Source organism: Mesorhizobium sp. M7A.T.Ca.US.000.02.2.1 (genome assembly GCF_003996995.1).
Lineage (GTDB): Bacteria > Pseudomonadota > Alphaproteobacteria > Rhizobiales > Rhizobiaceae > Mesorhizobium.
Map to the genome: position 1 here is coordinate 1 of NZ_RZTT01000010.1, position 26,018 is coordinate 26,018.

At 63.6% G+C, this 26,018-nt stretch carries 28 protein-coding genes; 16 read left to right on the plus strand and 12 right to left on the minus strand.

All coding sequences use genetic code 11. The features are described from left to right. From EOD15_RS36215 to ligD, 3 genes are all read left to right on the plus strand, one after another. Window positions 1-324: hypothetical protein (locus tag EOD15_RS36215; RefSeq protein WP_210212185.1), on the plus strand; the 324-nt coding region annotated here is incomplete at its 5' end. Beyond that, window positions 291-1,160, plus strand: a complete 870-nt coding sequence (locus EOD15_RS02080; RefSeq protein WP_127318531.1) for a Ku protein — start codon at window positions 291-293, stop codon at window positions 1,158-1,160. The genes EOD15_RS36215 and EOD15_RS02080, both read left to right, overlap by 34 nt. Window positions 1,161-1,172: 12 nt before the next feature. Further along, window positions 1,173-3,689 (plus strand): DNA ligase D, encoded by a 2,517-nt coding sequence (gene ligD, locus EOD15_RS02085; RefSeq protein ID WP_127318533.1) that lies wholly within the window; start codon window positions 1,173-1,175, stop codon window positions 3,687-3,689. A gap of 12 nt (window positions 3,690-3,701) precedes the next feature. On the opposite strand, the gene EOD15_RS02090 is transcribed toward ligD, so the two are convergent. Next, complete coding sequence (locus EOD15_RS02090) at window positions 3,702-4,376, minus strand: winged helix-turn-helix domain-containing protein (RefSeq protein WP_127331372.1); 675 nt, start codon at window positions 4,374-4,376, stop codon at window positions 3,702-3,704. 68 nt (window positions 4,377-4,444) lie between these two features. Between EOD15_RS02090 and EOD15_RS02095 the strand changes: the two genes are divergently transcribed. From EOD15_RS02095 to EOD15_RS02105, 3 genes are all read left to right on the plus strand, one after another. Next, on the plus strand, window positions 4,445-4,660 hold the full coding sequence (locus EOD15_RS02095; protein WP_127321960.1) for a DUF1127 domain-containing protein: 216 nt from the start codon (window positions 4,445-4,447) through the stop codon (window positions 4,658-4,660). A 63-nt stretch (window positions 4,661-4,723) separates the two neighbouring features. Beyond that, window positions 4,724-5,056, plus strand: a complete 333-nt coding sequence (locus tag EOD15_RS02100; RefSeq protein ID WP_127321961.1) for an NIPSNAP family protein — start codon at window positions 4,724-4,726, stop codon at window positions 5,054-5,056. Beyond that, on the plus strand, window positions 5,053-5,397 hold the full coding sequence (locus tag EOD15_RS02105) for an antibiotic biosynthesis monooxygenase (RefSeq protein WP_127321962.1): 345 nt from the start codon (window positions 5,053-5,055) through the stop codon (window positions 5,395-5,397). The genes EOD15_RS02100 and EOD15_RS02105 overlap by 4 nt, the downstream gene beginning before the upstream one ends. Window positions 5,398-5,562: 165 nt before the next feature. Here EOD15_RS02105 and mbfA read toward each other — a convergent pair whose 3' ends face one another. Then, a complete protein-coding gene (mbfA, locus tag EOD15_RS02110) occupies window positions 5,563-6,546 on the minus strand; it encodes an iron exporter MbfA (RefSeq protein ID WP_127269751.1) in 984 nt (327 codons plus the stop codon). 176 nt (window positions 6,547-6,722) lie between these two features. Here mbfA and EOD15_RS02115 point away from each other — a divergent pair, with 176 nt between their 5' ends. From EOD15_RS02115 to EOD15_RS02130, 3 genes are all read left to right on the plus strand, one after another. Beyond that, window positions 6,723-7,046, plus strand: coding sequence for a hypothetical protein (locus EOD15_RS02115; protein ID WP_023813492.1), 324 nt, complete (start codon window positions 6,723-6,725; stop codon window positions 7,044-7,046). Window positions 7,047-7,340: 294 nt separating this feature from the next. After that, entirely contained in the window at window positions 7,341-8,324 is a 984-nt protein-coding gene (locus tag EOD15_RS02125; protein ID WP_127321963.1) for a threonine/serine dehydratase, read from the plus strand. A gap of 97 nt (window positions 8,325-8,421) precedes the next feature. Continuing rightward, the gene (locus EOD15_RS02130) at window positions 8,422-9,021 is read left to right on the plus strand and encodes a DNA-3-methyladenine glycosylase (RefSeq protein ID WP_127321964.1); all 600 of its coding nucleotides are present in this window, start codon (window positions 8,422-8,424) and stop codon (window positions 9,019-9,021) included. A gap of 83 nt (window positions 9,022-9,104) precedes the next feature. Here EOD15_RS02130 and EOD15_RS02135 read toward each other — a convergent pair whose 3' ends face one another. The 4 genes from EOD15_RS02135 to EOD15_RS02150 are packed head-to-tail and all read right to left on the minus strand — an operon-like array spanning window position 9,105 to window position 12,808. Further along, a complete protein-coding gene (locus EOD15_RS02135) occupies window positions 9,105-10,241 on the minus strand; it encodes an ABC transporter permease (protein ID WP_127408259.1) in 1,137 nt (378 codons plus the stop codon). After that, entirely contained in the window at window positions 10,238-11,158 is a 921-nt protein-coding gene (locus EOD15_RS02140) for an ABC transporter ATP-binding protein (RefSeq protein ID WP_127320688.1), read from the minus strand. Before EOD15_RS02140 ends, EOD15_RS02135 begins: the two co-directional genes overlap by 4 nt. Next, window positions 11,155-12,108, minus strand: coding sequence for an HlyD family efflux transporter periplasmic adaptor subunit (locus tag EOD15_RS02145; RefSeq protein WP_127320689.1), 954 nt, complete (start codon window positions 12,106-12,108; stop codon window positions 11,155-11,157). Before EOD15_RS02145 ends, EOD15_RS02140 begins: the two co-directional genes overlap by 4 nt. Before the next feature lie 13 nt (window positions 12,109-12,121). Further along, window positions 12,122-12,808, minus strand: a complete 687-nt coding sequence (locus EOD15_RS02150) for a CerR family C-terminal domain-containing protein (RefSeq protein WP_127320690.1) — start codon at window positions 12,806-12,808, stop codon at window positions 12,122-12,124. Between the two features lie 90 nt (window positions 12,809-12,898). On the opposite strand from EOD15_RS02150, the gene EOD15_RS02155 reads away from it, so the two are divergent. The 3 genes from EOD15_RS02155 to EOD15_RS02165 all read left to right on the plus strand — a co-directional run bounded on the left by EOD15_RS02155 (window position 12,899) and on the right by EOD15_RS02165 (window position 15,210). Continuing rightward, the gene (locus EOD15_RS02155) at window positions 12,899-13,372 is read left to right on the plus strand and encodes a CYTH domain-containing protein (protein WP_127268427.1); all 474 of its coding nucleotides are present in this window, start codon (window positions 12,899-12,901) and stop codon (window positions 13,370-13,372) included. Beyond that, a complete protein-coding gene (locus tag EOD15_RS02160; protein WP_127320691.1) occupies window positions 13,369-14,301 on the plus strand; it encodes a CHAD domain-containing protein in 933 nt (310 codons plus the stop codon). Before EOD15_RS02155 ends, EOD15_RS02160 begins: the two co-directional genes overlap by 4 nt. Window positions 14,302-14,382: 81 nt before the next feature. Continuing rightward, complete coding sequence (locus tag EOD15_RS02165; protein WP_127320692.1) at window positions 14,383-15,210, plus strand: YiiX/YebB-like N1pC/P60 family cysteine hydrolase; 828 nt, start codon at window positions 14,383-14,385, stop codon at window positions 15,208-15,210. An 85-nt stretch (window positions 15,211-15,295) separates the two neighbouring features. On the opposite strand, the gene EOD15_RS02170 is transcribed toward EOD15_RS02165, so the two are convergent. The 5 genes from EOD15_RS02170 to EOD15_RS02190 all read right to left on the minus strand — a co-directional run bounded on the left by EOD15_RS02170 (window position 15,296) and on the right by EOD15_RS02190 (window position 20,332). Continuing rightward, window positions 15,296-16,708, minus strand: a complete 1,413-nt coding sequence (locus EOD15_RS02170; RefSeq protein ID WP_245463548.1) for an adenylate/guanylate cyclase domain-containing protein — start codon at window positions 16,706-16,708, stop codon at window positions 15,296-15,298. 303 nt (window positions 16,709-17,011) lie between these two features. Next, window positions 17,012-18,769: a SulP family inorganic anion transporter gene (locus tag EOD15_RS02175; RefSeq protein ID WP_127320694.1), complete on the minus strand. Its 1,758-nt coding sequence runs from the start codon at window positions 18,767-18,769 to the stop codon at window positions 17,012-17,014. Window positions 18,770-18,838: 69 nt separating this feature from the next. Further along, window positions 18,839-19,117: a helix-turn-helix transcriptional regulator gene (locus EOD15_RS02180; RefSeq protein ID WP_127320695.1), complete on the minus strand. Its 279-nt coding sequence runs from the start codon at window positions 19,115-19,117 to the stop codon at window positions 18,839-18,841. A 139-nt stretch (window positions 19,118-19,256) separates the two neighbouring features. Continuing rightward, the gene (locus tag EOD15_RS02185; protein WP_127320696.1) at window positions 19,257-19,976 is read right to left on the minus strand and encodes a phosphatase PAP2 family protein; all 720 of its coding nucleotides are present in this window, start codon (window positions 19,974-19,976) and stop codon (window positions 19,257-19,259) included. 14 nt (window positions 19,977-19,990) lie between these two features. Then, window positions 19,991-20,332: a hypothetical protein gene (locus tag EOD15_RS02190; RefSeq protein ID WP_013528672.1), complete on the minus strand. Its 342-nt coding sequence runs from the start codon at window positions 20,330-20,332 to the stop codon at window positions 19,991-19,993. A gap of 172 nt (window positions 20,333-20,504) precedes the next feature. Between EOD15_RS02190 and EOD15_RS02195 the strand changes: the two genes are divergently transcribed. Genes EOD15_RS02195 through EOD15_RS37170 form a run of 3 tightly spaced genes read left to right on the plus strand, consistent with a single transcriptional unit; the run spans window position 20,505 to window position 22,693 of the window. After that, complete coding sequence (locus tag EOD15_RS02195; RefSeq protein ID WP_127408260.1) at window positions 20,505-21,899, plus strand: sensor histidine kinase; 1,395 nt, start codon at window positions 20,505-20,507, stop codon at window positions 21,897-21,899. Next, window positions 21,896-22,555 carry a response regulator transcription factor gene (locus EOD15_RS02200; RefSeq protein WP_023813468.1) on the plus strand — a complete coding sequence of 220 codons (660 nt, stop codon included), beginning with the start codon at window positions 21,896-21,898 and terminating at the stop codon, window positions 22,553-22,555. The genes EOD15_RS02195 and EOD15_RS02200 overlap by 4 nt, the downstream gene beginning before the upstream one ends. 12 nt (window positions 22,556-22,567) lie before the next feature. Then, on the plus strand, window positions 22,568-22,693 hold the full coding sequence (locus tag EOD15_RS37170; protein ID WP_281035316.1) for a hypothetical protein: 126 nt from the start codon (window positions 22,568-22,570) through the stop codon (window positions 22,691-22,693). Window positions 22,694-22,835: 142 nt separating this feature from the next. On the opposite strand, the gene EOD15_RS02205 is transcribed toward EOD15_RS37170, so the two are convergent. After that, the gene (locus EOD15_RS02205; protein WP_306462316.1) at window positions 22,836-23,417 is read right to left on the minus strand and encodes a hypothetical protein; all 582 of its coding nucleotides are present in this window, start codon (window positions 23,415-23,417) and stop codon (window positions 22,836-22,838) included. 440 nt (window positions 23,418-23,857) lie between these two features. Here EOD15_RS02205 and EOD15_RS02210 point away from each other — a divergent pair, with 440 nt between their 5' ends. Then, window positions 23,858-25,861 (plus strand): PhoX family phosphatase, encoded by a 2,004-nt coding sequence (locus tag EOD15_RS02210; protein WP_127408261.1) that lies wholly within the window; start codon window positions 23,858-23,860, stop codon window positions 25,859-25,861. Window positions 25,862-26,018 lie beyond the last annotated feature (157 nt).

Genomic DNA, 26,018 nt, shown 5'->3' on the forward strand with positions numbered 1-26,018 from the left:
GTTAATATCTGGTCGAAAATGCCTCGCTTCGTGGCTGGATTGCGGCTGATTCGGGGTCTTTCGGTGCAGTTCGTCGGCATTCCGGCCAATGTGACTTTTGCATCACATGTGTTTCGTTTGAATGTCGCGCGCGCGCGGTTCTGTTTCAACTTTTGCCGCGCCCGCGAAATTCAGGTGCTGGCGGCCATAAGGCCTCGGGCGCGCCCTTGGCATCCAGATCGGTCCGTGAGCGCGGAACTGGAGCGCGGTCTGTCCGTTCTCACCTCATCTGGTTGTGGAAGGGAGATATCATGGCGCCGCGTCCGGCCTGGAGAGGCTATTTAAAGCTTTCGCTGGTCACCTGTGCCGTCGAACTCACCAATGTCGTCACCCACACGGAGCGGGTCTCGTTTCGCATTCTCAACCGCAAGACCGGCAACACGGTGAAGCGCCTCTATGTCGATGCCGAAACCGGCAAGCCTCTGGGGGAGGATGACGAGATCAAGGGCTATGAACTCGACGATGGCGATTTCATCCATATCGAGGAAGACGAGATCGAGGCGGTGCAGATCGAATCCTCGCACACGATGGCGCTCGACGGTTTCGTCGACAAAGCTTCGATCCAGCAGATCTATCTCGATACGCCCTATTATGTCGCGCCGGCCGACAAGGTGTCGGAAGAAGCGTTCGCCGTCATTCGCGACGCGATGGCGGGCAAGAAGATGGCCGGGTTGGCGCGTATCGTGCTCTACCGACGCGAACGGCCGGTGGTTATCGAGCCGCTCGGCAAAGGCATGGTGCTGACGACGCTGCGCTACGACAACACGGTGCGCCAGCCGGACACCGTCTTCGGCGACATCGAGTCGGTGAAGACCGATCAGGAGATGACCGACCTCGCCGAGTTGATCATCGACAAGAAGAAGACGAAGTTCGATCCCTCGAAATTCGACGACAAATACGAGGACGCACTGCTGGAGCTGATCCGCGCCAAGAAGGCCGGCCACAAGGCGCCGAAGGCCAAGGCGTCGCCCAAGCCTTCCAATGTCGTCAATCTGTTCGACGCGCTGAAGAAGAGCCTGTCAGATTCCGGATCATCGAAAAGGTCTTCGTCGGCGAAAGCCAAGCCGGCGGCCAAACGCGCCAAGCCGAAAGCCAGCGCGCCCAAACGCAAATCGGCCTGAGGAACCCAACGGATGGCCAGCCTCGAACAATATCACTCCAAGCGCGATTTCAAGAAAACCGCCGAACCGGCCGGCAAGGTCGCCCGGACCAAGCAGGGCGGCGCGGGCGGCATCTTCGTCATCCACAAGCACGCTGCGACAAGGCTGCATTACGACCTGCGGCTCGAGCATGACGGCGTGCTGTGGAGCTGGGCGGTGACGCGCGGCCCGAGCCTCGACCCGCATGAGAAGCGACTGGCCGTGCATGTCGAGGACCACCCGATCGACTATGCGCCGTTCGAGGGCACCATTCCCGAGGGCGAATATGGCGGCGGTTCGGTCATCGTCTGGGACGAGGGCACCTGGACCCCCGAGATCGACCCGGCGAAGGCGATGAAGAAGGGCCATATCAGCTTCGAGCTCAAGGGACACAAGTTGCATGGTCTCTGGCACCTGGTGCGGCTGAAACCCCGCGCGGGTGAAAAGCGCGACAACTGGCTGCTGATCAAGTCGGACGATGCCGCCGCGCGTCCGGGCGAAGACATCCTCAAGGAAGCGCCGGAATCGGTGAAGTCAGGCCTGACCATCGAGGAGGTCGGCGAGGGCAAGACCGCGAAGGGTGAGAAGCCAAAGGTCTGGCATTCCAACAAGCCGGCCGCCGGCAAGACGAAGGCCGCGGGCAAGAAACTCGACTTCATCGAGCCGCAGCTGGCCACGCTGGAGCGCGATGCGCCGCCGGGCAAGGACTGGCTGCATGAGGTGAAGTTCGACGGCTATCGCATGCAGGCACAGATAGCCGGCACCGACGTGCGGCTGCTGACCCGCACCGGCCTCGACTGGACGAAGCAATTCGGCGGCGAGATCGTCGCGGAGCTGGCCGGGCTGAAGTGCAGCGACGCCATCATCGATGGCGAGGTGGTGGTGCTGGCCGACAGCGGCGTCTCGTCTTTCGCGCTGTTGCAGCAGGATCTGTCGGCGAAGCGGACAAATCGCTTCATCTATTACGTATTCGATCTGATGCGCCTCGATGGACGGGATTTGCGGCGCGAGCCGCTGGTCGAGCGCAAGCAGGCCTTGCAGGAGCTGCTCGGCAAGCAGTCCGACAATGCGGCGGTCCGCTTCAGCGATCACTTTTCCGAACCCGGCAAGATCATGCTGGAGCATGCCTGCCGGATGGGCCTGGAAGGCGTCGTCTCCAAGCGTGCCGATGCCCCTTATCGCAGCGGCCGCGGCCCGACCTGGGTGAAGTCGAAATGCACGGCGCGGCAGGAATTCGTCATCGGCGGCTATCTGCCGTCGGACAAGACCGGGCGCGGACTGCGCTCGATCCTGGTCGGCTTCCACGAGGGCGGCAAGCTGCATTATGCCGGACGCGTCGGCACTGGTTTCTCCGGCAAGGGCGCCAACGAGCTGAAGGCAAAACTCGATGCATTGACGGCAAGAACATCGCCCTTCTCCACCGCGGTGCCGAAGGGCAAGGGCCTGGTCTGGGTCAAGCCCGAACTTGTCGGCGAAGTGGAGTTTCGCAGCTGGACCTCGGACCGTATAATACGCCACGCCTCGTTCCAGGGATTGCGCGAGGACAAGCCGGCGGAGGAAGTCGTGCAGGAAAAGCCCAAAGCGTCGACAGGCAAGCCATCGACAGGCAAGAGCACGGCCAAGCCGGCATCGGGTGGCACAGCCGCCGGATCGATGACGACCACGGTAAAACTCTCGCATCCCGACAAGCTGCTGTGGCCGGACGAAAACATATCCAAGCAGGGCCTGCTCGACCATTACGCGCAAGTTTGGCCGCGCATGGAACAGTTTGTCGTCAACCGGCCGCTCAGCCTGGTGCGGGCGCCGGACGGTGTCGGTGGCCAGCGTTTCTTCCAGAAACATGCCTCGGCCGGTATGAGCGACAAGATCGCGCGCATGAAGGATCCGACTGACGGCGAGGAGATCTTGTACATCCGGGATTTCGATGGTGTCGCCGCATTGGTCCAGTATGGCGTTGTCGAGATCCACATCTGGGGGTGCACGATCGACGAGATCGAAAAGCCCGACCAGATCATCTTCGATCTCGATCCCGATGAAGGTGTCGACGTGAAAGCGGTCCGCGAGGCGGCACTCGATATCAGGGGCAAGCTCGACGAGCTGTCGCTGCCGAATTTCGTCAAGACTTCGGGCGGCAAGGGTTTTCACGTCATGGTGCCGCTGAGACCAGCGGCGGATTGGGATGAGGTCAAAACCTTCGCCCATGATTTTGCCCGTGCGCTGGAGCAGGGTGCCCCCGACCGCTACACGGCGACGCTGTCGAAGAAGGCACGCACGGGAAAGATCTTCGTCGACTATCTGCGCAATGGCAGGGGCTCGACGACGGTCGCGCCCTATTCGTCACGCGCCAAGAAGGGCGCCACCGTGTCGATGCCGGTGACCTGGCCAGAGATCGAGGCCGGCTTGGCGCCGAACGCTTTCCCGATCGGCGGCAAGACGACGCTGAAACAGCTGGCGAAAGCCGATCCGTGGTCGGATTTCTTTAAGCAGGGCAAGGCTCTGAGGCGGGGTTAACGCTTCGCCCGTTCAAGACAGAAAAACCCTCTCAAACGCCTGTCTACCCGGCGGCGAGAAAATCACCGCGCGGCTGTCCTTCTCGCGGCGCGCCCATTTCTCGGCCAGGATCTTCTCGAGGATGGCGGCGCCCAGCGTGCCGGCGAGGTGCGAACGGCGCACGCTCCAGTCGAGGCAGGCGCGGCACACCGGCCGGCGCGGCTTGGTATAAACGTCGATGCCGATCGCCGCGAAATGCGAAGCCGCCGATGGCCCGAGCCTGATCTCCTGTTCGTCGCGGACCAATACGTTTTTGGCGACGAGCCGATCGAGCATCGCCACCGCCTGCTCGCCGGCGAGGTGATCGTAGCAGACGCGCGCCACGCGCATGGCGCCATCGCGCGGACCCGGGCGCACACGCTTTGGACCGACGGCTTCCGCGACGCCTGTGATGGCTTCGATCATGCCCGCCACCTGCGGTCCGGCGAGGCCGTAATAGCGATGCCGGCCCTGGCTCGCCACCGTGAGCAGCCCACCTTCCATCAGTTTGCCCAGGTGCGAGCTGGCGGTCGGCAGCGAAACGCCGGCCTCGAGCGCCAGTTCGCTCGCCGTCAGCGCCGTGCCGCCCATCAGGGCATTCAGCATGTTTGCCCGTGCCGGGTCGCCGACCAGGCTGGCGATGCGGGCGATGTCGGGTCCTTCACGCATAGTTCGTTCCTCATCGAAGCGTTCTTGTCAGATAATCACTATTCTCAGGTGAGATCAAGGAGACGACGATGGCCGAACGAACCGCTTTCCCCTCAGCCCCGCTCCCCAGCCGTCAATTCTTCCCGTTCGTCAGCTGGCTGCGTTCGCGGCTGCTGGCCCGCTGGTATGACCGCCATTTGCAGCGTCTGGACCTTGCCGAGATCGATGATCATCAGCTGCGCGATCTTGGGCTAACGCGGCAAGACGTGCGCCGCGAATGCGCGAAGTCCTTCTGGCAGCCCTAGCAGACCAGACGACACAATTTTTCGATGCCGCTCGAACTATCGACGCACCCCAAGGAGACCACAATGACCATCACCTGCTTCATCCGCTACGAGATCGACCCGTTCGGCAAGGCGGCCTTCGAGGAGTATGCGCGCAATTGGGGCCAGGCCATTCCCAGCTGCGGCGCCGATCTGATCGGTTACTACGCGCCGCACGAGGGCTCGGCGACGACCGCGTATGCCGCCTACAACATCGAGAGCCTGGCGGCCTACGAAGCCTATCGCGCCCGGCTTGCCGCCGATCCCGCCGGCAAGGCAAACTACGAATTCGCCAAGCGCGAGAGATTCATCCTGAAGGAGGATCGCATGTTCCTGAAACTGGCCTCAGGCCCGCACGCGAAACTGGTGCTGCCGTGATTGCCGTGATCTTCGAGGTCGAGCCGGCGGAAGGCCGGCGCGACGCCTATCTGAGCATCGCCGCCGACCTGCGTCCACTGCTCGACGGCATCGACGGCTTTCTTTCCATCGAGCGGTTCCAGAGCCTGGCCGATCCGAACCGCATCCTGTCGCTGTCATTCTGGCGCGACGAGGAAGCCGTGAAGGCCTGGCGCAACACCGAGGAACACCGGCAGGCGCAGAAGGCCGGCCGTGGCGGTATCTTTGCCGGCTACCGATTGCGCATCGCCCATGTGGTGAGGGATTATGGGCTGACGGAGAGGGACGAGGCGCCTAGGGATAGCCGGGCGGCGAATGGGTGAGTGGCAAGTTTCTTCCTTCTCCCCCTGTGGGAGAAGGTGTCGCCGCAGGCGACGGATGAGGGGTGTTCCAGGGAACGCCAACGTCTCACTCCGCTGGAACACCCCTCATCCGTCTCGGCGCTGCGCGCCGATCCACCTTCCCCCACAAGGGGGGGAAGGGAAAAACTATGCATTCCCGATCAGCACGCCGGCCGCGAACACCAGGGCGCCGCCCAGCACCACCTGGAAGGCGGCACGCAGGAAAGGCGTCTGCATATAGCGGTTCTGGACAAAGGCGATCGCCCACAATTCGAAGAACACCACCACCGCGGCAACCCCGGTGGCCGTCCAGAAATGCGGAATGACATAGGGGAGCGCGTGTCCGAGACCGCCCAGCGTCGTCATGATGCCGACGGTCAGACCGCGCTTGATCGGCGAGCCGCGGCCCGACAGCTTGCCGTCGTCGGAAGCGACTTCGGTGAAGCCCATCGAAATGCCGGCGCCGATCGAGGCGGCAAGCCCGACCAGCAGCGTCTGCCAGGTGTCGTGCGTGGCAAAGGCAGCGGCAAAGATCGGCGCCAGAGTGGACACCGACCCGTCCATCAGCCCGGCCAGCCCTGGTTGCACATAGGTGAGGATGAACTGGCGCTGCTCGGCGCTGGCCTCCTCGGCCTTGACGGCGCCCGGCACATGTTTCTGTTCCAGCCGCTGCGCCAGGGTCTCATGGCCCAGTTCGGCCACCGCCAGATCGTCGAGCAGTTTTCGCGTCGAAGCATCTGCCGTGCGCTTGGCCGCCTCGACATAGAAAAGGTAGGCTTGCCGCTCCATCGCCTCGGCATGGCTGCGCACGTGCTCGATGCCGAGCGGCCGCACCAGCCAGTCGGGCTTGCGCTCGTAATAACCCTTCACATGTTCGCGCCGGATCAGCGGTATGCGCTCGCCGAACCGCTTGCGGAAAAGCTCGATCAACGCATCGCGATGACCATCCTCTTCCTCGGCCATCTCCTCGAACACTTTTGCCGATTGCGGGAAGTTTTCCGTCAGCCCGTCGGCATAGGCCCGGTAAATGCGACCGTCATCCTCCTCGGAGGAAATGGCCAGCGCCAGGATCTCCTGTTCGGAGAGCGATTCGAAGGGGCGGCGGCCGAAGCCGAAAACACGGGAAAGCATGAGGAATTCACCCTAGTTTAGAATAGTTCTAAACTAGGGTTTTGAACGTCTTCGGTCAATTGCGCGCTTGGGTCGCGGTCAAGAATTGTTGAAGCCCCACGCCCGCGGTGACTCTTCATTATCAGTGAATGTTCACCTATATTGCTGGACTCAAGCCAAGAACAAGGAACCGGCAGATGACGGCAAAACAGCCTCCGCACCCCTATGATCCCAAGCCCGTTCTCGATCTCATCGCCAGCATCGAGGCCGACCTGCAGCGCCTGAAGGGCCTGGTCGAGCAGCAGGTCGAGAAATTCGACCCCGCCAACCCGCACAACAAGGCGCCGGACGGCAAACTGACGGAGGAGGGCGTCGAGTGCTGCTACCGCATGTTCGACGAGGGCAAGTCGCGCTACTCGGTCGCCCAGCAGATGAAGATATCCTTTGCCGCCGCCAGCCACCGTTTCAACAACTGGCGCAAGCTGGGTGGGGGCAAGAGGCAGAGGACTTTGCTTGGCTGAACATGGGGGATGTCTGCGGGCCAGCGCCCCCCTCTGTCCTGCCGGACATCTCCCCCTCAAGGGGGGAGATTGGCAGCTTCGTCGTTCCGCTCACCTTGCACCGTTAATAGGTGGCGAAGTCGACTGAGTGCGTAATCTCCCCCCTCGAGGGGGAGATAGCCGGCAGGCCAGAGGGGGGCGTGCAGCCGTGGCGTTGGCGATCGCCCGCCAAACTTTGTAACGGTCACATTTTTTCATTGGTGCGCCACATCTGTTTGCGGGCATCATGAAAAGACCCTGTCCACTGGACCTCACATGAACGCCATATCCCTTCCCGGCATCGCCGACATCCACGCCGCCGCCGCGCGTCTCTCCGGCTTGATCATCGAAACCCCCTTGATCGAATCGCAGGAGCTGAACAAGCGCTTCGGGGGCCGCATCCTGTTCAAGCCGGAGACGCTGCAGCGCACCGGCTCGTTCAAGTTCCGCGGCGCCTACAACAAGCTGTCGTCGCTCAGCGCGGAGGAGCGCAGCCGAGGCGTCGTCGCTTTCTCATCGGGCAATCATGCGCAGGGCGTCGCCGCCTCGGCCGCGATGTTCGGCGTCAAGGCGGTGATCGCCATGCCTTCAGACGCGCCGGCGATGAAAATTGCCAACGTGCGCAAGATGGGCGCGGAGGTGGTCCCGTTCGACCGCTTTCGCGACGACCGCATGACAGTGATCCGCCCTTACATGGAAAGAGGCATGGTGCTGGTCCCGCCTTTCGACGATCCGGCCATCATTGCCGGCCAGGGCACGATCGGTCTCGAATTGATGCGCCAGGCAACGGCGCTTGGCGTCGACCTCGACGCGGTGATCGTCCCCTGCGGCGGCGGCGGCTTGTCGAGTGGCATCTCCGTTGCCGTCAAGGACGCCTCGCCTGACACCGCGATCTGGGCCGTGGAGCCCGAGCATTTCGACGACACTCGCCGGTCGCTGGCCGCCGGTGCCAGGGTTTCGAACGAGCCCGGCCATAGCTCCATCTGCGACGCGCTGCTGACCGCCGAGCCTGGCGTGATCACCTTCGAGATCAACCGCAGGAATCTCACCGGTGGCATCGCCGTCTCGGACCAGGCGGCGGCGCAGGCGATGCGCGACGCCATGGCCTATCTCAAGCTGGTGGTCGAGCCCGGCGGCTGCGTGGCGCTGGCGGCACTATCATCGGGCGAGATCGAGCTGTCCGGCAAATGCATTGCCGTGGTGCTGTCCGGCGGCAATGTCGATTTCGGCACTTATGCCGGGATCATGGCAGCTGCTTGAGACGGCGATGTCCAAGGGTATCTGATATGGAGTATCTGGCGACAGGCTCCGCCTTGGATCACTCCTCGCCCGCCGCCAAATCGTCGCCGCGCTGAGCATGGTCATCTACCGCCCGCTCACGCGTTCCGAGCTGCCCGACGCTACGGCATCCCTTGCCCGCACCCTCATCGGCAAGATCGTGGTGCGCGAACTGCCCGAAGGCATCGCCAGCGGCCGCATCGTCGAGACCGAGGCCTATGTGACCGGTGACGCCGCCGGACACGGTTACCGGGGGATGACCCCGCGCAACCGTTCGCTGTTTCTCGAACCCGGGCACGCCTATGTCTATCTCGCCTACGGCATCTCCTACATGCTCAACGTTTCGAGCGAGATGGCAGGGGTCGGAACCGGCGTGCTCATCAGGGCGCTCGAGCCGCTCGAAGGCATTGCGCTCATGCGGCTCAATCGCGGCATCGACCGCTTGCGCGACCTGGCGCGAGGACCGGGAAGGCTGGCCCAGGCGTTGCGGATCGATCGGTCGCTCGACGGGCTCGATCTTTGCCGCAAAGGCCCGCTATGGCTGGCAACCGACGAGCATCAAGCCGGCGACATCGCCCAAGGCGTCCGGATCGGCATTACAAAGGATGCCGATCGCCCGCTGCGGTTTTACGTCAAGGGGAGCGCCTTCGTCAGCGGCCCGAAATCGCTCAACGGTTAGTGGCAGTTACAAACCATGGAGATTGGCGAAAGCATTTCTCCCTTCCGCAAAGGCTGGTGCCAAGACTGGAGGTCGTGCGGCATCTAATCCAGCGTCCGCCTGAACCGCACCAGTGCCACGCCGGCAAACAAGGCCACGAACACCACCAGCCAGCCGATCTCCGTTGACACTGCCGGCAGTTCCGCGCCCTTCAGCATCACCGCGCGGGTGATGCGCAGGAAATGCGTCAGCGGGAAGATCTCGCCGAAGATTTGCGCCCAGTCCGGCATGCCGCGATAAGGGAACATAAAACCCGACAGCATGATCGACGGCAGGAAGAAGAAGAAGGTGAGCTGAAGCGCCTGCATCTGCGTGCGGGCGATGGTGGAAATCGTATAGCCGAGCAGCACCAGCGCCAGCACGAAGATCAGCACGGCGGTCAGGAGCAGCGACATCGACCCGGTGAAGGGGATGGCGAACAGAAGCTTCGCCGCCGCCAGCACCACCACCACCTGCACGCCGCCGACCGCCAGATAGGGCAGCACCTTGCCCATCATGATCTCGAGCGGGCTGGACGGCATCGCCAGCAGGTTCTCCATCGTGCCGCGCTCGGTCTCGCGGGTCAGCGCGATCGAGGTCATCATCACCATGGTCATCTGCAGGATGACGCCGAGCAGGCCGGGCACGATGTTGTATTGCGAGATGCCTTCGGGATTGTAGCGCCGGTGTACGACGACATCGAGCCGACCCTTGGCAGCCTCGACGGCGGCTTCCTGCGTGCCTTGCGCCCTCAGCAGCGCCTGGCTGGCGACGGTGCCGAGCGTCGAGATGGCGCCGCTGGCCACCGCCGGGTCGGTGGCGTCGGCCTCGATGAGTATCTGCGGGTTGTTGCCGCTCTCCACCCGCCTGGCGAAATCGGCCGGGATGGTGACGACGAAGGCGACGTCGCCGCGCGATATCAGGAACTCGGCCTCGGCGGCACTTTGTGCGACATGGTCGAAACGATAATAGCCGGTGGTCTGCAGCGCCGCGACAATGGCACGCGTGTAGGGATCGTTGCTCGTCGCCACGAGTGCTGCCGGCAGGCTTTTCGGGTCGTTGTTGATGGCGTAGCCGAAAAGCACCAACTGTATCAGCGGCACGCCGAGCATCATGGCGAAGGTGATGCGGTCGCGCCGCATCTGGATGAATTCCTTGATCAGCAGCGCGCCAAGCCGGGCGAAGGAAAAGACGCTGTTCATGCCATGTTGTCCTTCGAGCCGGACATGAACTGGATGAAGACGTCCTCGAGGCTGGTTTCACCAGGCGAAACTTTCACGCCCTTGTGCTCTTTCTCGACGTCGGCGAGTGCGGCTTCGAGCTTCTTCCTGTCGGAGCCGACGACATGCAGCGTCGCGCCGAAAGGCGCCACCTGGTCCACGCCGGAGCGGCCCTGAAGCACTTCGGCGACCTGATCGAGCCGCGGACCCTGCAGCACAAACGTGGTCAGCCCGGCATTTCTCACCACCTCGGCGACAGTGCCGGTGGCCAGCATTTTGCCGTAGGAGATGTAGCTGATTCGGTGGCAGCGCTCGGCTTCGTCCATGTAGTGGGTGGAGACCAGCACGGTCAGCCCGCCGCTGGCGAGGCGATGAATCTCGTCCCAGAACTCGCGCCGGGCCTTCGGATCGACACCGGCCGTCGGCTCGTCGAGCAGCAGCAATTTCGGCTTGTGCATGATGCAGGCGGCCAGCGCCAGCCGCTGCTTCCAGCCGCCCGACAAGGTGCCGGCCAACTGGTTGCGGCGCGACGTCAGGCCGAGGTCCTCCAACGTGCTCGCGACATGCTCTTCGACCGGCTTCAGCCGGTAGAGCCGCGCCACGAATTCGAGATTCTCGCCGATCGTCAGATCCTCGTAGAACGAGAATTTCTGCGTCATGTAGCCGACTTCACGCTTGATGCGCAGGCTGTCGGTGCGGATGTTGAAGCCGAGCACCGTGCCTTCGCCTTCGTCCGGCGTCAGCAGGCCGCACATGATGCGGATGGTGGTGGTCTTGCCCGAACCGTTGGGGCCGAGAAAGCCGACGATCTCGCCCTCGGCGACCGACATCGTCACATGGTCGACGACGGTCTTGTCGCCAAATCGCTTGACCAGGCCGTGGACGTCGATGGCGTTCATCTTGCGCTGTCCGCGAGATCAACATCGACGATCTGGCCGGGCTGCAGCGGCCCGGCATCGCCCTCCGGCCGCGCCTCGACCAGGTAGACCAGCTTCTGCCGGTTCTCGAGCGAATAGATCACCGGGGGCGTGAACTCGGGATCCGGCGAGACATAGCTGACGCGCGCCTTCACATCCGGGCCGCAGCCGTCGCAATGGACGCCGAGCAAGGTGCCGACCTTGACCGAGGAGAAGGCGCTCTCCGGTATGTAGACGCTGAGCTTGACCGCACCGTCGGGCAGGATCGAAATCACCGGCGCGGTCGGACCTGATGTGTCGCCCGGATTGCGGATGACATCGTTGACGCGGCCCGGCGAAGGCGCTGCCAGCACCCGCTTCGATAGCCGCCACTGCGCCTGCTCCAACGCGGCCTGCGCCTGCTTGACCTGATTGTCGGCGGCCTTGATCGTTTCGGCCCGTGCAGGCAGGCCGCCGACGGCGAGATTGGCATTGGCCTGGCCGACCTGCGCATTGGCCGTTTCCAGCGTGGCCGACGCGGTGTCGAAATCGGCTTGCGTGCCGGCGCCGCGCTTGAACAGATCGGCGGCGCGGTCGTATTTGCGCTTGGCGTCGGCGGCCTGGGCGCTGGCCATGTCGACCTCGGCCTTCAGCACGGCGATCTCTTCCGGCCGCTTGCCGATCTGCAGATCGGCCAATTGCGCCTGCGCCTGGGCAAGGCCGGCCTGCGCCTGCGCCACCGCGATCTTTGCATCGGCGCTTTCCAGCGTCACAACGGTGGTGCCGGGCGTGACACGATCGCCGCGCTTGACGGTCACGGTCTCGACCTGCGCCACCTCGATCGGCGCCAGCAGCACATAGTCGCCTTCGACATAGCCGACGGCCAGCGGGGCAGCCGGGGCACAGGCCGAGAAGAGCTGCGCGGCGAGCGGCAGCGAACACAGAAAGCTCATGGTCTTTGCCCCTTCATGCTTTGCTCTTTTTGGAAGCCAATATGGCCTTGAGATTACCCGATGTGACCGCCACCACCTTGGCCGCCTCGGCGGCGCCGATGTCTTTCCAGCCCATGCGGCGCATCACCGCCTCGCGGCCGATGCGGAAATAGATGACCTGGCCAATCAGCGTGAACACGGTGAGCCTTGTGGCCTCGCTTTCGGCGGGCTCGCCGGTCGCCTGTTCCCAGAGCTGGCACAGCCGGCGATGCGTCGGCTCGAAGACGCCGTCATAGATGCGGTCGAGGGCTGCCGTCGGATGCGAAAGCTCACGCAACACGAACTGCACGATCTCGCCGGCCTGCGGGCTGGCCACGACAAAGCCGACCATCCGCTCCAGCGCCGCGAAGAGTAGCGCTTGCGCCGCCTCCGGATTGGCTGGTCCCGGCGCAGGCGCCTGTACATTGCCGAGCGCCTGGCCGGCTACACCCTGGATGGTCTCGACGATAAAGTCGGCGGCAGCGGCGCGAAGACCCTCCTTGCCGCCGAAATGATAGGCGATCGAGCCTATATTGGCTCGCGCCTCGGCGGCGATCTCGCGCGTCGAGGTGCCATCGAAGCCCTGCCTTCCGAACAGCTTCAGCGCCGCTTGGACAAGGGCCGCGCGCGTCATCTCGGCGGGCTCGCGGCGAAGAATTTTGGGCTCAGGCAGTTTGACCATGAGCGCAGTTTAATCAATCGATTGATTAAAGTCAACTTCTGTTCGTCATTATCTTGCCATCGACGGCGGCAAACGCTTTAGTGCCCGGCCATGGGCAAGGAAGTCGAACGAAAATTCCTGGTCACCAGCACCGCATGGCGGGAACTGGCCGAGGCCAATATCCGCATTCTCCAGTTCTATCTCGCTGCCGGCCCCGGGCGCACGGTGCGCATCCGCATCAGCGATGGCGGTTCCGCCAAGCTGACACTCAAATTCGGCAGCAAGGCGCGCGAACGCGACGAATTCGAATACTCGATCCCGCTCTCGGAGGCGGTGGAGATGCTGGACTTCGCCATCGGACGTGTCATCGAGAAGACACGTCACCATGTTAGGCACCGTGGCTATCTCTACGAAATCGATGTCTTCGGCGGTCCGCTTGCGGGACTTGTGATCGCCGAACTTGAGACGCCGGAGGACGTGCCGGACGAAATGCTGCCTGATTGGCTCGGCCGCGAAGTCACCGGCGAGTCAAAATTCTACAACGCGTCGCTCGCCCTTGGGGGGATACCGGAGATCGCCGCATGAGCTTTCGTATCGATCCGCGCCTGCCGCTGACCGGCGAGGTCAGGCGTATCCTTGCCGAGGAAATCGGCAAGGCGCTGCGTCACCTTGACGCCGCACGGAGCCGGCCGGAACAGGCGCTGCACAAGTGCCGCAAGCGGCTGAAGAGCGCCCGCGCCCTGCTGCGGCTTGTTCGTTCCGGCGACGAAACATTCTGCGAGACCGAGAACCAGTGCTATCGCAATGTAGCCGGCCTGCTTGCCGGTCCGCGCGAGGCGACAGCGCTGATCGAAACCATCGACCGGCTGGCGGCGAGCTTTCCCAAGGAGAGCGCCGACGATGGGCTTACTGCTGCGCGCGACAGGCTGATCGCGCGCCAGCATGAACTGCACGAAGGCAGCGGGCTCGAAGCGGCGATCGGCGCGGCGACCGCCGCTTGCGAGGATGGCCTCAAACGCATCGAAACGCTGGCCTTGCCCGACCAGCCGGAACAGGCGGCCGACGTGCTTGCCGAAGGTGCCCGCGTCACGCTGCGCCGTGCCAGGAAGGCGCTCGACAAGGCCAGATCGCGGGGCGCGGCCGATGATTTCCACGATCTGCGCAAGGCGGCCAAGACCCACGGCATGCATCTGTCGCTGCTCGGCAGGCTGTGGCCGACACCGATCAAGGCCCGGCGCAAGGCGGTCGACGAACTGGGCGAGCGGCTGGGCGACCTGCACGATGTGCTGGTGATGCGCGCGCTGCTCGAGGCCGACGACCAGCCACTCGGGCTGCCCGAGGACACGAAACTTCTGGGCACGCTGTTGAAACGGTCGGAGAAGCAGCTGAAGAAGAGCTGCCTGGCCAAGGCGGCCGAGCTGTTCGGCGACAGTCCCAAACGCTCGACACGCAAACTGGCCCGCAAGGCGCGCGACGATCTGGCTGCGCCGCCGGAAGAGGCCGCGGCATGGTAGGGCGCTCTTCCTCGCGCTCCGGACGGGGAGAAAAGGCGTGCGCTAGCCCTCATTACCCGCCCATGCTAATCGGCATGGGGCATGACCGAGCCCGGCGACACGCTTCTGGATCGACTTGGCCGCTGGCTTGCCGGCCGGCTGCAGGAAGAATCGTCCGGCTACGAGCCCTATACGCCGTCCGATGCCGAGACGCTGCGCCGCACGCTTGAGCCGGGCGACATCCTGCTGATCGAGGGCAACCAGAAGATCTCGGCGGCGATCAAGTACCTGACCCAATCGACCTGGTCGCATGCGGCCTTCTATGTCGGCGATGCCTTGCCCGCGCCGGAAGACGGCTCGGAGCGGCCGCGCCTGATCGAGGTCACAATCGGCGAAGGCTGCGTCGCCGTGCCATTATCGCGCTACCGCACCTACAACACCCGCATCTGCCGGGCGAGCGGGCTGGCGCCGGAGGATCGCGACAAGGTCGTCGCCTTCATGATCGGCAGGCTCGGCCTGAAATACGACCTCAAGAACATTTTCGACATGCTGCGTTTTTTCTTGCCCACACCGCCGGTGCCGGTGCGCTGGCGCCGCCGCATGCTGGCCTTCGGCTCCGGCGATCCGACACGGGCGATCTGCTCGACGCTGATCGCCGAGGCCTATGGCCAGATCCGCTATCCGATCCTGCCCGAAATCACCCGTGCGCCCGGCCGAGCCTCCGCGCAGTCGAACTATTCGCGCAAGGAAATCCTGCACATCCGCCACCACTCGCTCTACACGCCGCGCGATTTCGACCTGTCGCCCTATTTCCGCATCGTCAAACCGACGCTGGAATATGGTTTCGACTACCGGCAGATGGTCTGGGACGACAAGGCAAGCACAGACGCCGCAGGCGCAAGGGATGGCGCCATCGCCTCAGACACGTGATGGCTTGCGGCCTGCGTCAGACATGCCCTATGGCGCTGCCTACTGCTATCCGGTCGAGATGCAGGCGTTTCACATGGCGGCTATATCACGCCGAAACCGCAACAGCACCCTGGTTTTCGGCTCTGTGTTCGACCCAGACATGGACCGGTTCATCCCGACCGCGGATGCTCACCGGTCCATGATCGCGCGCATTCAACTGTGTCGTGGGCGATTCCGCCTTCGCGGCTTCTATCAGTCGTGACCCAAAGCAAATGTTTGCCTGAAGTTCACGGCAAAGCGCCTGCAAACGGCTGGCGACGTTGACGGTGTCGCCCACCACCGCGAAGGAAAGATTGCGCTCGCTGCCGACCGCACCGATGACGACTGCGCCATATTGTGCACCGATCCGAACGTCCAGCGACGGGTATCCCCTGGACACCCGCTGCACATTCCAGTCTTCGAGAGCGGCGATCATCGCTTCAGCGCACTGGATGGCTCGGGTTGCGTCGTTATGGCTGGCTTGCGGAACCCCAAATGTGGCCATGATGCAATCGCCGATATAGTTGTCGACGGTGCCATGGTGGTCGAAAACGACCTGCTCCATGCGACGGTGGAACTGACGCAGGAGTTCGAACACTGCTTCGGCCGGATGATCCTCGGAATAGTGTGTGAAGCCGACGATGTCGGCGAACAGTACCGCGATATCCTGCCGGCGGACCGGTCCGAAGGGCTCGTCATCCGCGGCGAGTTGGTCGACGACATTTGGCGAAAAATGCCGGGCGAGATTGGCGCGGGCGCGCTCTGCCTTGACATAGTCTTCCGACAGATGTCGAGAACGAGAGACGACCAACGCCATGATCGCGCCGATAATCAGCACAACCAACACGTTGGTCGCCTGCGCGAATGTGTCGACGAAATTGGGATTGAGATAGAGGTTCAGTCGCTCTGTCGTCGGCAGCGAATAGAGGTTCGTCGCCGGAAGGACGGTTCCCGCATGAAGAATCACCCATCCCACCCCGATCGTCCACGTCAAGGCTGCGAGCGCTCCGAGATAGAGCGCCAATCGGGTCGAAAGGGTCAGCGCGCCAAGGCACACGAAAATCAACAGGAATTTGAAGCTGCCTTCGCGCAGTTGCATCGCGGCCGGCGCGACCTCCAGGGAAAACGGGTTGGGCGTTACCAGCAGAACGGTCAACAGAACGATGTCCAGCGTGCCTACGAGATAACCGATCCACCATGGCGCGTTGCGACGGCGCGCAAAGCGAAACTGGATCAGGCCGACGAGCTGGAACAACATGAGGCCCGCCAGCACGAAGAGCAGAGAGGCATCCCAGCGGCTGATTAATGAAAAGAAGCAGGAGATCACGGCGAGCGATGCCGTACGCGCCCAGAACTGCAATGCAGCACCTTGGCGTTCTGCGCGCTCTCGCAAATTTCTCAGCCGTGAATAGCGGCGAAGTTCAAGTGTTGGCGCGGTCGGCATAGGATCACTTCGATTTCGCGGGAACGTGTCACGCATTTGGCAAACCCGCCTTCTACTGGCAAATCAGTGCGCGAACTCTACCATGATTGCGGTTTCATTTTTGAAACGCGGCTGCAAAGAGTAAAATGTCCGGACAAAGGACCACGGTGAAAGCTGAAGCAGGATAGGCGGAGGCTTCCCTGTTCAGGTCACGAAGATTGGTGGCATTCGACGCCGCCGCGAAGCGACTTTCCTTGCATCTGGGACTAAAGTGGGCCCGCTCGCCTAAAGCGTGCTCCCCGCTTGCTTGAGATCAAAAAGTTGACGTTCAAGCGGCCGCCGGCCGGCAAATCCCGGCCCCTACCCCGCCTCGATCTTGCCTTTCAGCTGCGCCCGCGCCTCCTCGATCGACGCGGCATAGGTCACCAGCGGGCGCTTCACGCCGTGGTTGATCAGCATGCGCCGGATCTGCGGCGAGGCACCTGATATGATGAAGCGGACGCCGGCGCGCCTGGCCTTGTGGGCGGCGCCCTCGATGACGTTGGCCGCCGTCGAATCGAAGAACGGTACGGCCGAGCAATCGAGGATGAAATTCCTGCGCTGGTCGGCGATGCGGTCGAGTACGGTGCCTACGGTCGATGCCGCGCCGAAGAAGAAGGCGCCCGAGATGCGGTAGACCACGGTATCGGCGTCGGTCGCCTCGCTGGCATCGTAGGCGTTGGCGCTGTCGGCGACATCCTCCTGCACCAGCGGCTGATCGGCCTCTACCGCAATCGACTTGGCCATGCGGTCGATGAACAGGATCGAGCCCAGCACAAAGCCGACGACGATGCCTTCGGTGAGATCGCGGAAGATGACGAGCAGAAAGGTCGCCATCAGCACCAGCGCATCGCCGCGCGAGGCACGCAGCAAGGTGGCGAAGGCCTGCTTCTCGAACATGTTCCAGCACACGACCGCCAGCACGCCAGCCAGGGCGGCGAGCGGGATGTAGCTGGCGAGCGGCGCCGCCACCAGCATCAAAGCGAGCAGGATGGCGGCGTGGACAATGCCGGAAACCGGTCCGTGGGCGCCGGCCCGCACATTGGTCGCGGTGCGGGCGATGGTGCCGGTGGCGCAGATGCCGCCGAACAGGGCGGACGCGATGTTGGCGAAGCCTTGCGCCACCAGTTCGCAATTGGAACGATGCCGCCGGCCCGTCATCCCGTCGGCGACCACCGCCGACAGCAGCGATTCGATCGCGCCGAGCAGGGCAAAGGCAATGGCATCCGGCAGCACGTCAATCATCCTGCCCAGGCTGACCGGCGGCAAGGCAGGCATTTGCAGGCTACGCGGGATGCCGCCAAAGCGAGTGCCGATCGTCTCCGCCGGCAGCGACAGAAGCGCCACGACCAGCGATGCCAGCCCGATGGCGATGAGCATGGCAGGCCATGTCGGCCGCCAGCGCTTCAGGCCGGCGATGGTGAAGATGGTCAACACCGCCACGAAGGTCGCCGCAAGATTGATGGTGCCGGCCGCCTCACCGACCGCGATCAACTTCGGCACCAGCGGTCCCGGCTCCCTGGCTGCAAGCTTCAGCCCGAACAGTTCGACGATCTGTCCCGAAAAGATGATGACGGCGATGCCGGCGGTGAAGCCGACTGTCACCGGATAGGGAATGAACTTGATGTAGGTGCCGAGGCGGAGATAGCCGATGGCGAGCAGGAAGACCCCTGCCATCATCGTTGCCAACAGCAGTCCATCGACGCCGACCCGGGCAACCGTAGCTGCCACCAGCACGATGAAGGCGCCGGCCGGACCACCGATCTGGAAGCGGCTGCCGCCGAGCGCCGAAATGATGAAGCCGCCGACGATCGAGGTGTAGAGGCCGCGCTCGGGCGTCACGCCCGAGGCGATGGCGATCGCCATCGACAAGGGCAGCGCGACGATGGCGACCGTCAGCCCGGCAATGGCGTCCGCCTTGAAGTCGGCGAACGTGTAGCCCTCGCGCCAGACCGTCACCAGCTTCGGCGTGAACATTTCGGAAAATGTCGGCTTTGCCGACCCGTGGGCCGACCCGTGGCCCAACCGGTGGGCCGACTTATCGACCGGTTGATGCACTGCCCGCTGCGTCTGATCCATGGACTGCCTTTCGCACCCTGAAAGGCGGCGGGATCGTCGGCAGGGCTGTCGGCGGTCGCCGTCGCGACTTTATGCCGGCTCAGCCTTGGGATCCCGCGGCACGGCAGGCTTGAGGCGCACGCCCCGGCCGCCGCGCTCGCTGGTCTGGTTCTCGCCGATCAACTCCACCCCGGCCTCGTCGAGAGCCTGGATGACCTTCATCAGCGTGTCGACCACGCCCCTGACCACGCCATCGCTCGCCTCCATGCGCTGGATGGTTGGAAGCGAAACGCCGGCGCGCTCGGCGAGCGTCTTCTGATCGATGCCGGCCAGCGCCCTCGCGGCGCGCATCTGCGCGGCAGTGATCATCGGCCGGAATCCCCGTCTGAGTCCGCAGGAATAAGGTATAATATCGTCATTGTGATGTTTCAAGCATTAGTATGAAGGCCTAAGGCGTAAGGCACGGCGTATTGACTGACCATTTTTTCAGATACTTTCCTGGGCTGATCTAGTCTCCAGCCTCGTCGTCGCCGTTTGGATGCTGCCCGCGCCATCGCTGCCACGCCCGGGCAGCGAGCCAGCACAGCATCGCCCAGACGAAGCCCGCGCACCAGCCGGCAAGCACATCCGATGGCCAGTGGACGCCAAGATAGATGCGGCTGATGCCGACCAGCAGCGTTGTCAGCACCGCCAGCGACAGCACATAGATCTTCGTCGTTCGACCGGGCAGGAAGCGTGCCGCGAGCGCGCCGAGCGTCAGATAGGTCACGGCCGACAGCATGGCGTGGCCGCTCGGAAAAGACAGCGTCGTTTCGTTGACGAGATGCGAGACGAGTTCGGGGCGCGGCCGGTCGATGCCGGCTTTCAGCAGGCTCGACAGCACCTGACCGCCGGCCACCGCCACGAAGATGAAAAGGGCGGTCGCGGTCCTGCGGATAAGCAGGAGATAGACGATGACCGCCGTCACGATCAGCACCAGCACGCTGCCGCTGCCGAGGCTTGTGATGTCGCGCATCGCCCCTTGCAGCCACAGCGGGCCGATCGGGCTGTCAGGGCGCCCCGCCTGGCGGAAGGCGAGCAGGATTTCGGTGTCGAAGGCGTGCGGCGTGGTGGCGCGCGCAATCTCCATCAGCTCCTCGAATCCCCACAGGCCGGCGGCGATGACCAGGCCGGCCAGCAGCACCGGGAATTCGACCCGGTTGAGCAAAGCGTTCGCGGCGTTCTTCATCGGCAAGTCGCCCGTTACAGCCGACCTTGCAGATAGGGTCCCAGCGTGATCAGCGCCACCGCTGCGATCGCCAGCATGATGCCGGTCGCCTGTAGCGCATTGACGCGCTCGCCGAAGAAGACCAGCGCCACGACGTTCACGGAGACCAGCTGGATGACGGCGGAAAGGCTGAACGACACCGACATGCCGAATTCGCGGATCAGCCGCAGCATGATCAGATTGCCCAGCGAATAGAGCGCCAGCGTCAGCGCTATCTTGCCAAGGCTCGGCGCAAGGCCCCATTGCTTGGCGGCTGTCGCCGCCAGCAGGAAAATGACCGTCGAAAAGCCGAGCTGCAGCAATCCCGAAAAACTCAACGTTTCGCCCCCTCTCGAAGCGGCTCCCGCCGCATGCGTCGCGGACGTTGTTTCCCAAGCGCGCCGGGACGTCAAGCGACCTCGACCAAACGAAGCCCTTGGCAATGGCAAGCCGGAAGCTCAAAGTACTAACATCGCCCAATCTGTCGGTTCGAAGGGCGGTCAGGGGCTCATGATTCGCAGTTTTCAAAACCTGATGCGGCGCTGGAGCGAGCTTTCCCTTGCCCTGCAATTCGTCGTTGCCGGCGGCTTTGGCCTGCTGGCCGTCATGTTGGTGGTCGGCACCTGGGTGACGGCGCAGATCCGGGACGGCGTCATCCGCAATTCGGCCGCCACGACGGCGCTCTATGTCGATAGCGTGATTGCGCCGCTGCTTCCCGACTTGCGCAAGGACCAGGAGCTCAGCGAGTCCGTCAAGCAGGCGCTGGACGAGACGCTTGGCCAGGGTGCGCTCGGCAAGCGCCTCGAATCGTTCGTGCTCTGGCGCCGCGACGGCACGGTTCTCTACGCCAAGGAGGCGTCCCTGATCGGCCGCCGCTTCGGTCCGAGCGACAATCTGCGTTCCGCCTTCGAAGGCAATGTCGTCGCTGAATTCAATACATTCGATGATGATGAACGCGAGGAGAAGGCTACCGGCTTGCCATTGCTGGAGATCTACAATCCCGTGCGCGAGCCCTGGTCGGGCGAGGTGGTGGCGGTCACCGAGTTTTATGAGATCGCCGACGATTTCCAGGCCACCCTGGCGTCCGCCCTGTGGTCGAGCTGGCTGATCGTGGCCGGCGCGACGCTCGCGGCATTCCTGCTCCTGTCGGGCATCGTCCTGCGCGGCAGCCGCACCATCGACGATCAGCGTGGGGCACTGCGCCGCCAGGTCTCGGAGCTGCAGGGTCTGGTGGCGCAAAACAGTGCTTTGCGACTGCGCGTGCAACGGGCGTCCCGCCGCGCCACCGCGCTCAACGAAAGATATCTGCGCCGGATCGGCGCCGACCTCCATGACGGCCCGGCCCAACTCGTGGCACTGGCGGCGCTGCGCATGGACAGCCCGATTTTTTCCAGCGATGGCCATTCGAGCGTAAGCCGTTCGACCGAGGTCGCAATGATCCGCAAGACACTGGAGGACGCGATGCGCGAAATACGCGGCATCTGCACCGGCCTTGTTTTGCCGCAGATCGAGACGGCTGCCGCAACCGACATTCTGCGGCTGGCGGTCAAGGAACACGAGCAGAGGACGGGAACGTCGGTGACGCTGACGCTGACCGGACAGTTGCCAGAGCCCGGCGCCTCCGAGAAGATCAGCATATATCGTTTCGTCCAGGAAGGGCTGAACAACGCCTATCGCCATGGGTTGGGCAAGGATCAGGCGGTGAGTGCGGGGATGAAAGGTGGCCGGCTTTTTGTCGAAGTGTCGGACGGCGGGCCCGGCTTCGATCCGGCGGCACGGGTCGAGGGTCTCGGCCTCGCCGGCCTCAGGGAGCGGGTCGAAAGCATTGGCGGACAGTTCGAAACCTTGACCGGGCCGCAAGGTACGCGTTTGGTGATCCGCCTATCGGTCGAGGAGCAAGCATGACTGGGACCATTCGCATCGCCATTGTCGACGATCACCCCCTCTTTCGCGAAGGTGTGACGCGCAGCCTGTCGGAGATCGGAGGCTTCGAGATGGTTGGCGAGGGCGCCACGGCGCAGGATGCCGAACGCCTCGCCACGACGGTGCGGCCCGACATCTTGCTGCTCGATATCTCCATGCCGGGCGGCGGGCTGACCGCCGTCGCAAGCATCCTGGCCAGCCATCCGGCCCAGAAGATCGTCATGCTGACCGTTTCGGAGGCCAACGCCGATGTGACAAAGGCGCTGAACGCAGGGGTGAATGGCTATGTCCTCAAAGGCGTCGGGTCGCGCGGGCTCGCCGACATCCTGCGCAATGTTGCAGCCGGCGAAAGCTATCTGTCGCCGACGCTGTCGGCCCGGCTGCTTTCGGATCTCCAGTCCCAGCAGCCGACCGACGGCATTGCGGAACGGCTGCGGCAGCTCACCGATCGGCAGACGGAAATCCTGCGGCTGGTGGCGGAGGGGCTGAGCAACAAGGAAGTCGCCTTGCGGCTTGAGCTGCAGGAGAAGACCGTCAAGCATCACATGACCGGGGTGCTGTCGAAGCTCAATGTGCGAAACCGCACCGAAGCGGCCTTGATGATGCGTGAGTTGCGCGACCGCGACAGGCCTTCCTAGAGCAACTAGAGCATGATGCCGAAAGGTGTGAAGCGGTTTTCGGAAGACATCATGCTCTATCTCTTTGATTTAGAGGCGGATGCGGTTTTCAGGCCGCTTCGACCTGAAATCATCCGGATTGCGCAAAACAATAATTGAACGGTTGCGTGCCTCCGCAAGGTGCGGACCGCGCAAAGCGCGTCGCGCCTCGAGACCGGCGTGGCACCGCCAAAACGATGTCACCTCCGCCGGGGGGCGGCGGAGGTGACGTGCAAAGCTGACCGTTGCCTGTTGGCCAGCTTCACAAGGCCTTGAGACGATCGGCATCGGCCGGCGTGGCCTGGCGGTCGATGATCGTGCGACCGAGCGCGTCCTTCATGCTGAAACGTCCGTTCTCGAGCTTTTCCGTTATGCCGTCGGGATGCCGGACCGTGATCTTGTTGCCGGTCACGTCGACCTTGTCACCGGTCTTTGCATTGACATGGCTTCCGCTCTTACCCTGATTGGATCCCGATTTGCCGCTGTTGCCGTTATTGCCGCTGTTGCCATTCCCGCTATTCCCGCCGCTGTTCCCTCCATTGCCGCCGCCGGAATTGCCGCCGCCACCACCGCTGTTACCGCCACCCTTGGCGTATGCGCCGGCGGTGTGGATGCCGGGAACGGAGCCGTCCAGGACAATTTGGTAGGGAGCAATCGTCAACGCCAGCGCCGCTGCCGATTTGAGCGCCAGCCGGCAACAACGGGTCGTGACCGATCTGTGCATTTTGATCTCCGACGACTGAGCCCGGCGCGCTCCACCCCAACGTTGCAGTGCAACAACATTGCCGAAAGACGCGGCGCCCGGAAGCGACCTCCGACCGTTGCGGTTGTCAACTAGGACCATTGCAAGCGCAAGATTGGACTAAAGTCCCAAGCGTATGCTACATTAGCTTCGCATGAACGGCGCCGCGACCGCCATCGCTAAATGGGAGACTCGCTTTCCCTACGCCTGACGACGGCAGACGCCGAACATCAAGTCACCTCCGCCGGGGGCGGCGGAGGTGACTTTGTCGAGCCGGCTTTGTCCGTTGATCCGTTTGCAAGACTGACGTCATGCGCCGTTGCAGGATGCGCGGCGAAACATGCCGCCGAAGGTCTCCTTCATCTCGAAAAGACGATTCCGGAGCAGTTCACAACCTTCGGAAAGGCTGAGCCAGCGCTGCGCGTACTGCCTGTCGCGTCTGAAAGGTCTCCCGATGTCACGAAAATGTGACCCGGCGATTATAAGGGGGGTCAAACAGGTACCCCACGCTCCAGCCACCCAACAGCCAGAGGCAAGCCACCATGACTGACCTTCGCTCCCCCGACACCCGATTCCGCACCAGCCTGCTCGAGGAAAACGACGGCCCGGCCATCAACGCCTCCGACAACCGCACCATGGGCGAGATCATCGCCGCGCGGTTCTCGCGCCGCGGCTTCCTCAAGGGCTCGCTGGCCGTCTCGGCCATCGCCGCCACCGTCAGCCCGCTGGCGCTGATCAGCGCCGACGAGGCCCGGGCAGCGGAAGGCTCGGTCTTCGCGTTCGACGAACTCGAGGCCGGCATCGACGACAAGCACCATGTCGCGCCGGGGTACGATGCCGATGTCCTGCTGCGCTGGGGCGATCCGCTTTTTGCCGATTCGCCCGACTTCGACCCGACGAAACAGTCGGCCGAGGCCCAGGCGAAACAGTTCGGCTACAACAATGACTATGTCGGCTACATTCCGATCGACGGCTCGGCCGAACATGGCCTGCTGGTGGTCAACCACGAATACACCAATCCGCATCTGATGTTCCCGGGCATCGTGAAGATCGTCGAAAAGGACGGCAAGAAGTCGGCCGAAGTCGCACCCCTCTCGAAGGAGCAGGTCGATGTCGAGATGGCCGCCCATGGCGGCACCATCGTCGAGATCCGCAAGGACGGTGGCAAATGGCAGGTGGTGCGCGACGGCAAGCTCAATCGCCGCATCACCGCCAACACCGAAATGGCGCTGTCCGGCCCGGTTGCCGGCCATGACCGCGTCAAGACCAAAGCCGATCCGTCCGGCACCAAGGTTTTCGGCACCGTCAACAATTGCGCCGGCGGCGTCACGCCCTGGGGCACCTATGTGATGGCCGAGGAGAACATCCATGGCTATTTTTCCGGCGAGCTGCCGGAAGACCACAAGGAAGCCGCGAACTACAAGCGTCTCGGCATTCCCGAAGGCGCCTATGAATGGGCGGCGCATTACGAGCGTTTCGACCTCGCCAAGGAACCCAACGAAGCCAACCGCTTCGGCTGGATCGTCGAGGTCGATGTCAACGACCCGACCTCGACGCCGAGGAAGCGCACCGCCATGGGCCGCTTCAAGCATGAGGGCGCCGAATCGATCGTCGCCAAGGACGGCCGCGTCGTCTTCTATCTCGGTGACGACGAGCGCTTCGACTACGTCTACAAATTCGTGACAAGGGCCGCGTTCAATCCGAACGACCGTGCCGCCAACAAGGACCTGCTCGACGATGGCACGCTGCATGTCGCCAGGTTCGCCGAAGACGGCACGGTCGAATGGCTGCCGATCGTGTTCGGCCAGGGGCCGCTGACGGCTGAAAACGGTTTCACTGGCCAGGCCGACGTGCTGATCGAGACGCGCCGCGCCGCCGACCTGCTCGGCGCCACCAAGATGGACCGCCCGGAAGACATTCAGCCCAATGGCGTCAACGGCAAGGTCTATGTCATGCTGACCAACAATTCGAAGCGCAAGGCCGACCAGGTCGACGCCGCCAACCCGCGCGCCGAAAACGCCTTCGGCCACATCATCGAGATCGCCGAGGACGGCGGTGATTTCACGGCCGCCAAGGGCAAGTGGGAAGTGCTGCTGAAATGCGGCGATCCCTCGGTTGCCGATGTCGGTGCCACCTTCTCGACGGCAACGACGGCCAATGGCTGGTTCGGCATGCCCGACAATTGCGCGGTCGATTCGGCCGGGCGTCTCTGGGTCGCGACCGACGGCCAGGGTCCGAAAGCCACCGGCCGCACCGATGGCTTATGGGCGGTGGACACGGAGGGGGCCGCGCGGGCGACCTCGAAACTGTTCTTCCGCGTGCCGATCGGCGCCGAAATGTGCGGTCCGCTGTTTGCGCCCGACGACCAGACCGCCTTCGTCGCCGTCCAGCATCCGGGCGACGGCGGAGAGGACTGGGAAGCGTTCGGGCGCCCCTCTTACTATGAGGACCTGTCGACGCGCTGGCCCGACTTCAAGCCCGACATGCCGGTGCGGCCGTCGGTGGTCGCTATCACCAGACAGGGCGGCGGCAAGATCGCGGTCTGATTGCCCACTCGCATGGGCAGCAGCGGAGCAGGATTTGCACCGCGGCTGCGCCTTGAAGCCGCGGCATGTATCCCTTGGGCTGCGGAGCAGCTCCAGGGGTCTGCGCCGCGTCGCTTCGCTCCTTGCTCCGCCCCAGGATGACGAGGCGACGGGGTGA

Coding starts and splice junctions, on each gene's coding strand:
- EOD15_RS02080 (WP_127318531.1), top strand. CDS start 291: ATGGCGCCGCGTCCGGCCTGGAGAGGCTATTTAAAGCTTTCGCTGGTC.
- ligD (WP_127318533.1), top strand. CDS start 1,173: ATGGCCAGCCTCGAACAATATCACTCCAAGCGCGATTTCAAGAAAACC.
- EOD15_RS02090 (WP_127331372.1), bottom strand. CDS start 4,376: ATGCGTGAAGGACCCGACATCGCCCGCATCGCCAGCCTGGTCGGCGAC.
- EOD15_RS02095 (WP_127321960.1), top strand. CDS start 4,445: ATGGCCGAACGAACCGCTTTCCCCTCAGCCCCGCTCCCCAGCCGTCAA.
- EOD15_RS02100 (WP_127321961.1), top strand. CDS start 4,724: ATGACCATCACCTGCTTCATCCGCTACGAGATCGACCCGTTCGGCAAG.
- mbfA (WP_127269751.1), bottom strand. CDS start 6,546: ATGCTTTCCCGTGTTTTCGGCTTCGGCCGCCGCCCCTTCGAATCGCTC.
- EOD15_RS02115 (WP_023813492.1), top strand. CDS start 6,723: ATGACGGCAAAACAGCCTCCGCACCCCTATGATCCCAAGCCCGTTCTC.
- EOD15_RS02125 (WP_127321963.1), top strand. CDS start 7,341: ATGAACGCCATATCCCTTCCCGGCATCGCCGACATCCACGCCGCCGCC.
- EOD15_RS02130 (WP_127321964.1), top strand. CDS start 8,422: ATGGTCATCTACCGCCCGCTCACGCGTTCCGAGCTGCCCGACGCTACG.
- EOD15_RS02135 (WP_127408259.1), bottom strand. CDS start 10,241: ATGAACAGCGTCTTTTCCTTCGCCCGGCTTGGCGCGCTGCTGATCAAG.
- EOD15_RS02140 (WP_127320688.1), bottom strand. CDS start 11,158: ATGAACGCCATCGACGTCCACGGCCTGGTCAAGCGATTTGGCGACAAG.
- EOD15_RS02145 (WP_127320689.1), bottom strand. CDS start 12,108: ATGAGCTTTCTGTGTTCGCTGCCGCTCGCCGCGCAGCTCTTCTCGGCC.
- EOD15_RS02150 (WP_127320690.1), bottom strand. CDS start 12,808: ATGGTCAAACTGCCTGAGCCCAAAATTCTTCGCCGCGAGCCCGCCGAG.
- EOD15_RS02155 (WP_127268427.1), top strand. CDS start 12,899: ATGGGCAAGGAAGTCGAACGAAAATTCCTGGTCACCAGCACCGCATGG.
- EOD15_RS02160 (WP_127320691.1), top strand. CDS start 13,369: ATGAGCTTTCGTATCGATCCGCGCCTGCCGCTGACCGGCGAGGTCAGG.
- EOD15_RS02165 (WP_127320692.1), top strand. CDS start 14,383: ATGACCGAGCCCGGCGACACGCTTCTGGATCGACTTGGCCGCTGGCTT.
- EOD15_RS02170 (WP_245463548.1), bottom strand. CDS start 16,708: ATGCGTGACACGTTCCCGCGAAATCGAAGTGATCCTATGCCGACCGCG.
- EOD15_RS02175 (WP_127320694.1), bottom strand. CDS start 18,769: ATGGATCAGACGCAGCGGGCAGTGCATCAACCGGTCGATAAGTCGGCC.
- EOD15_RS02180 (WP_127320695.1), bottom strand. CDS start 19,117: ATGATCACTGCCGCGCAGATGCGCGCCGCGAGGGCGCTGGCCGGCATC.
- EOD15_RS02185 (WP_127320696.1), bottom strand. CDS start 19,976: ATGAAGAACGCCGCGAACGCTTTGCTCAACCGGGTCGAATTCCCGGTG.
- EOD15_RS02195 (WP_127408260.1), top strand. CDS start 20,505: ATGATTCGCAGTTTTCAAAACCTGATGCGGCGCTGGAGCGAGCTTTCC.
- EOD15_RS02200 (WP_023813468.1), top strand. CDS start 21,896: ATGACTGGGACCATTCGCATCGCCATTGTCGACGATCACCCCCTCTTT.
- EOD15_RS37170 (WP_281035316.1), top strand. CDS start 22,568: ATGATGCCGAAAGGTGTGAAGCGGTTTTCGGAAGACATCATGCTCTAT.
- EOD15_RS02205 (WP_306462316.1), bottom strand. CDS start 23,417: ATGGTCCTAGTTGACAACCGCAACGGTCGGAGGTCGCTTCCGGGCGCC.
- EOD15_RS02210 (WP_127408261.1), top strand. CDS start 23,858: ATGACTGACCTTCGCTCCCCCGACACCCGATTCCGCACCAGCCTGCTC.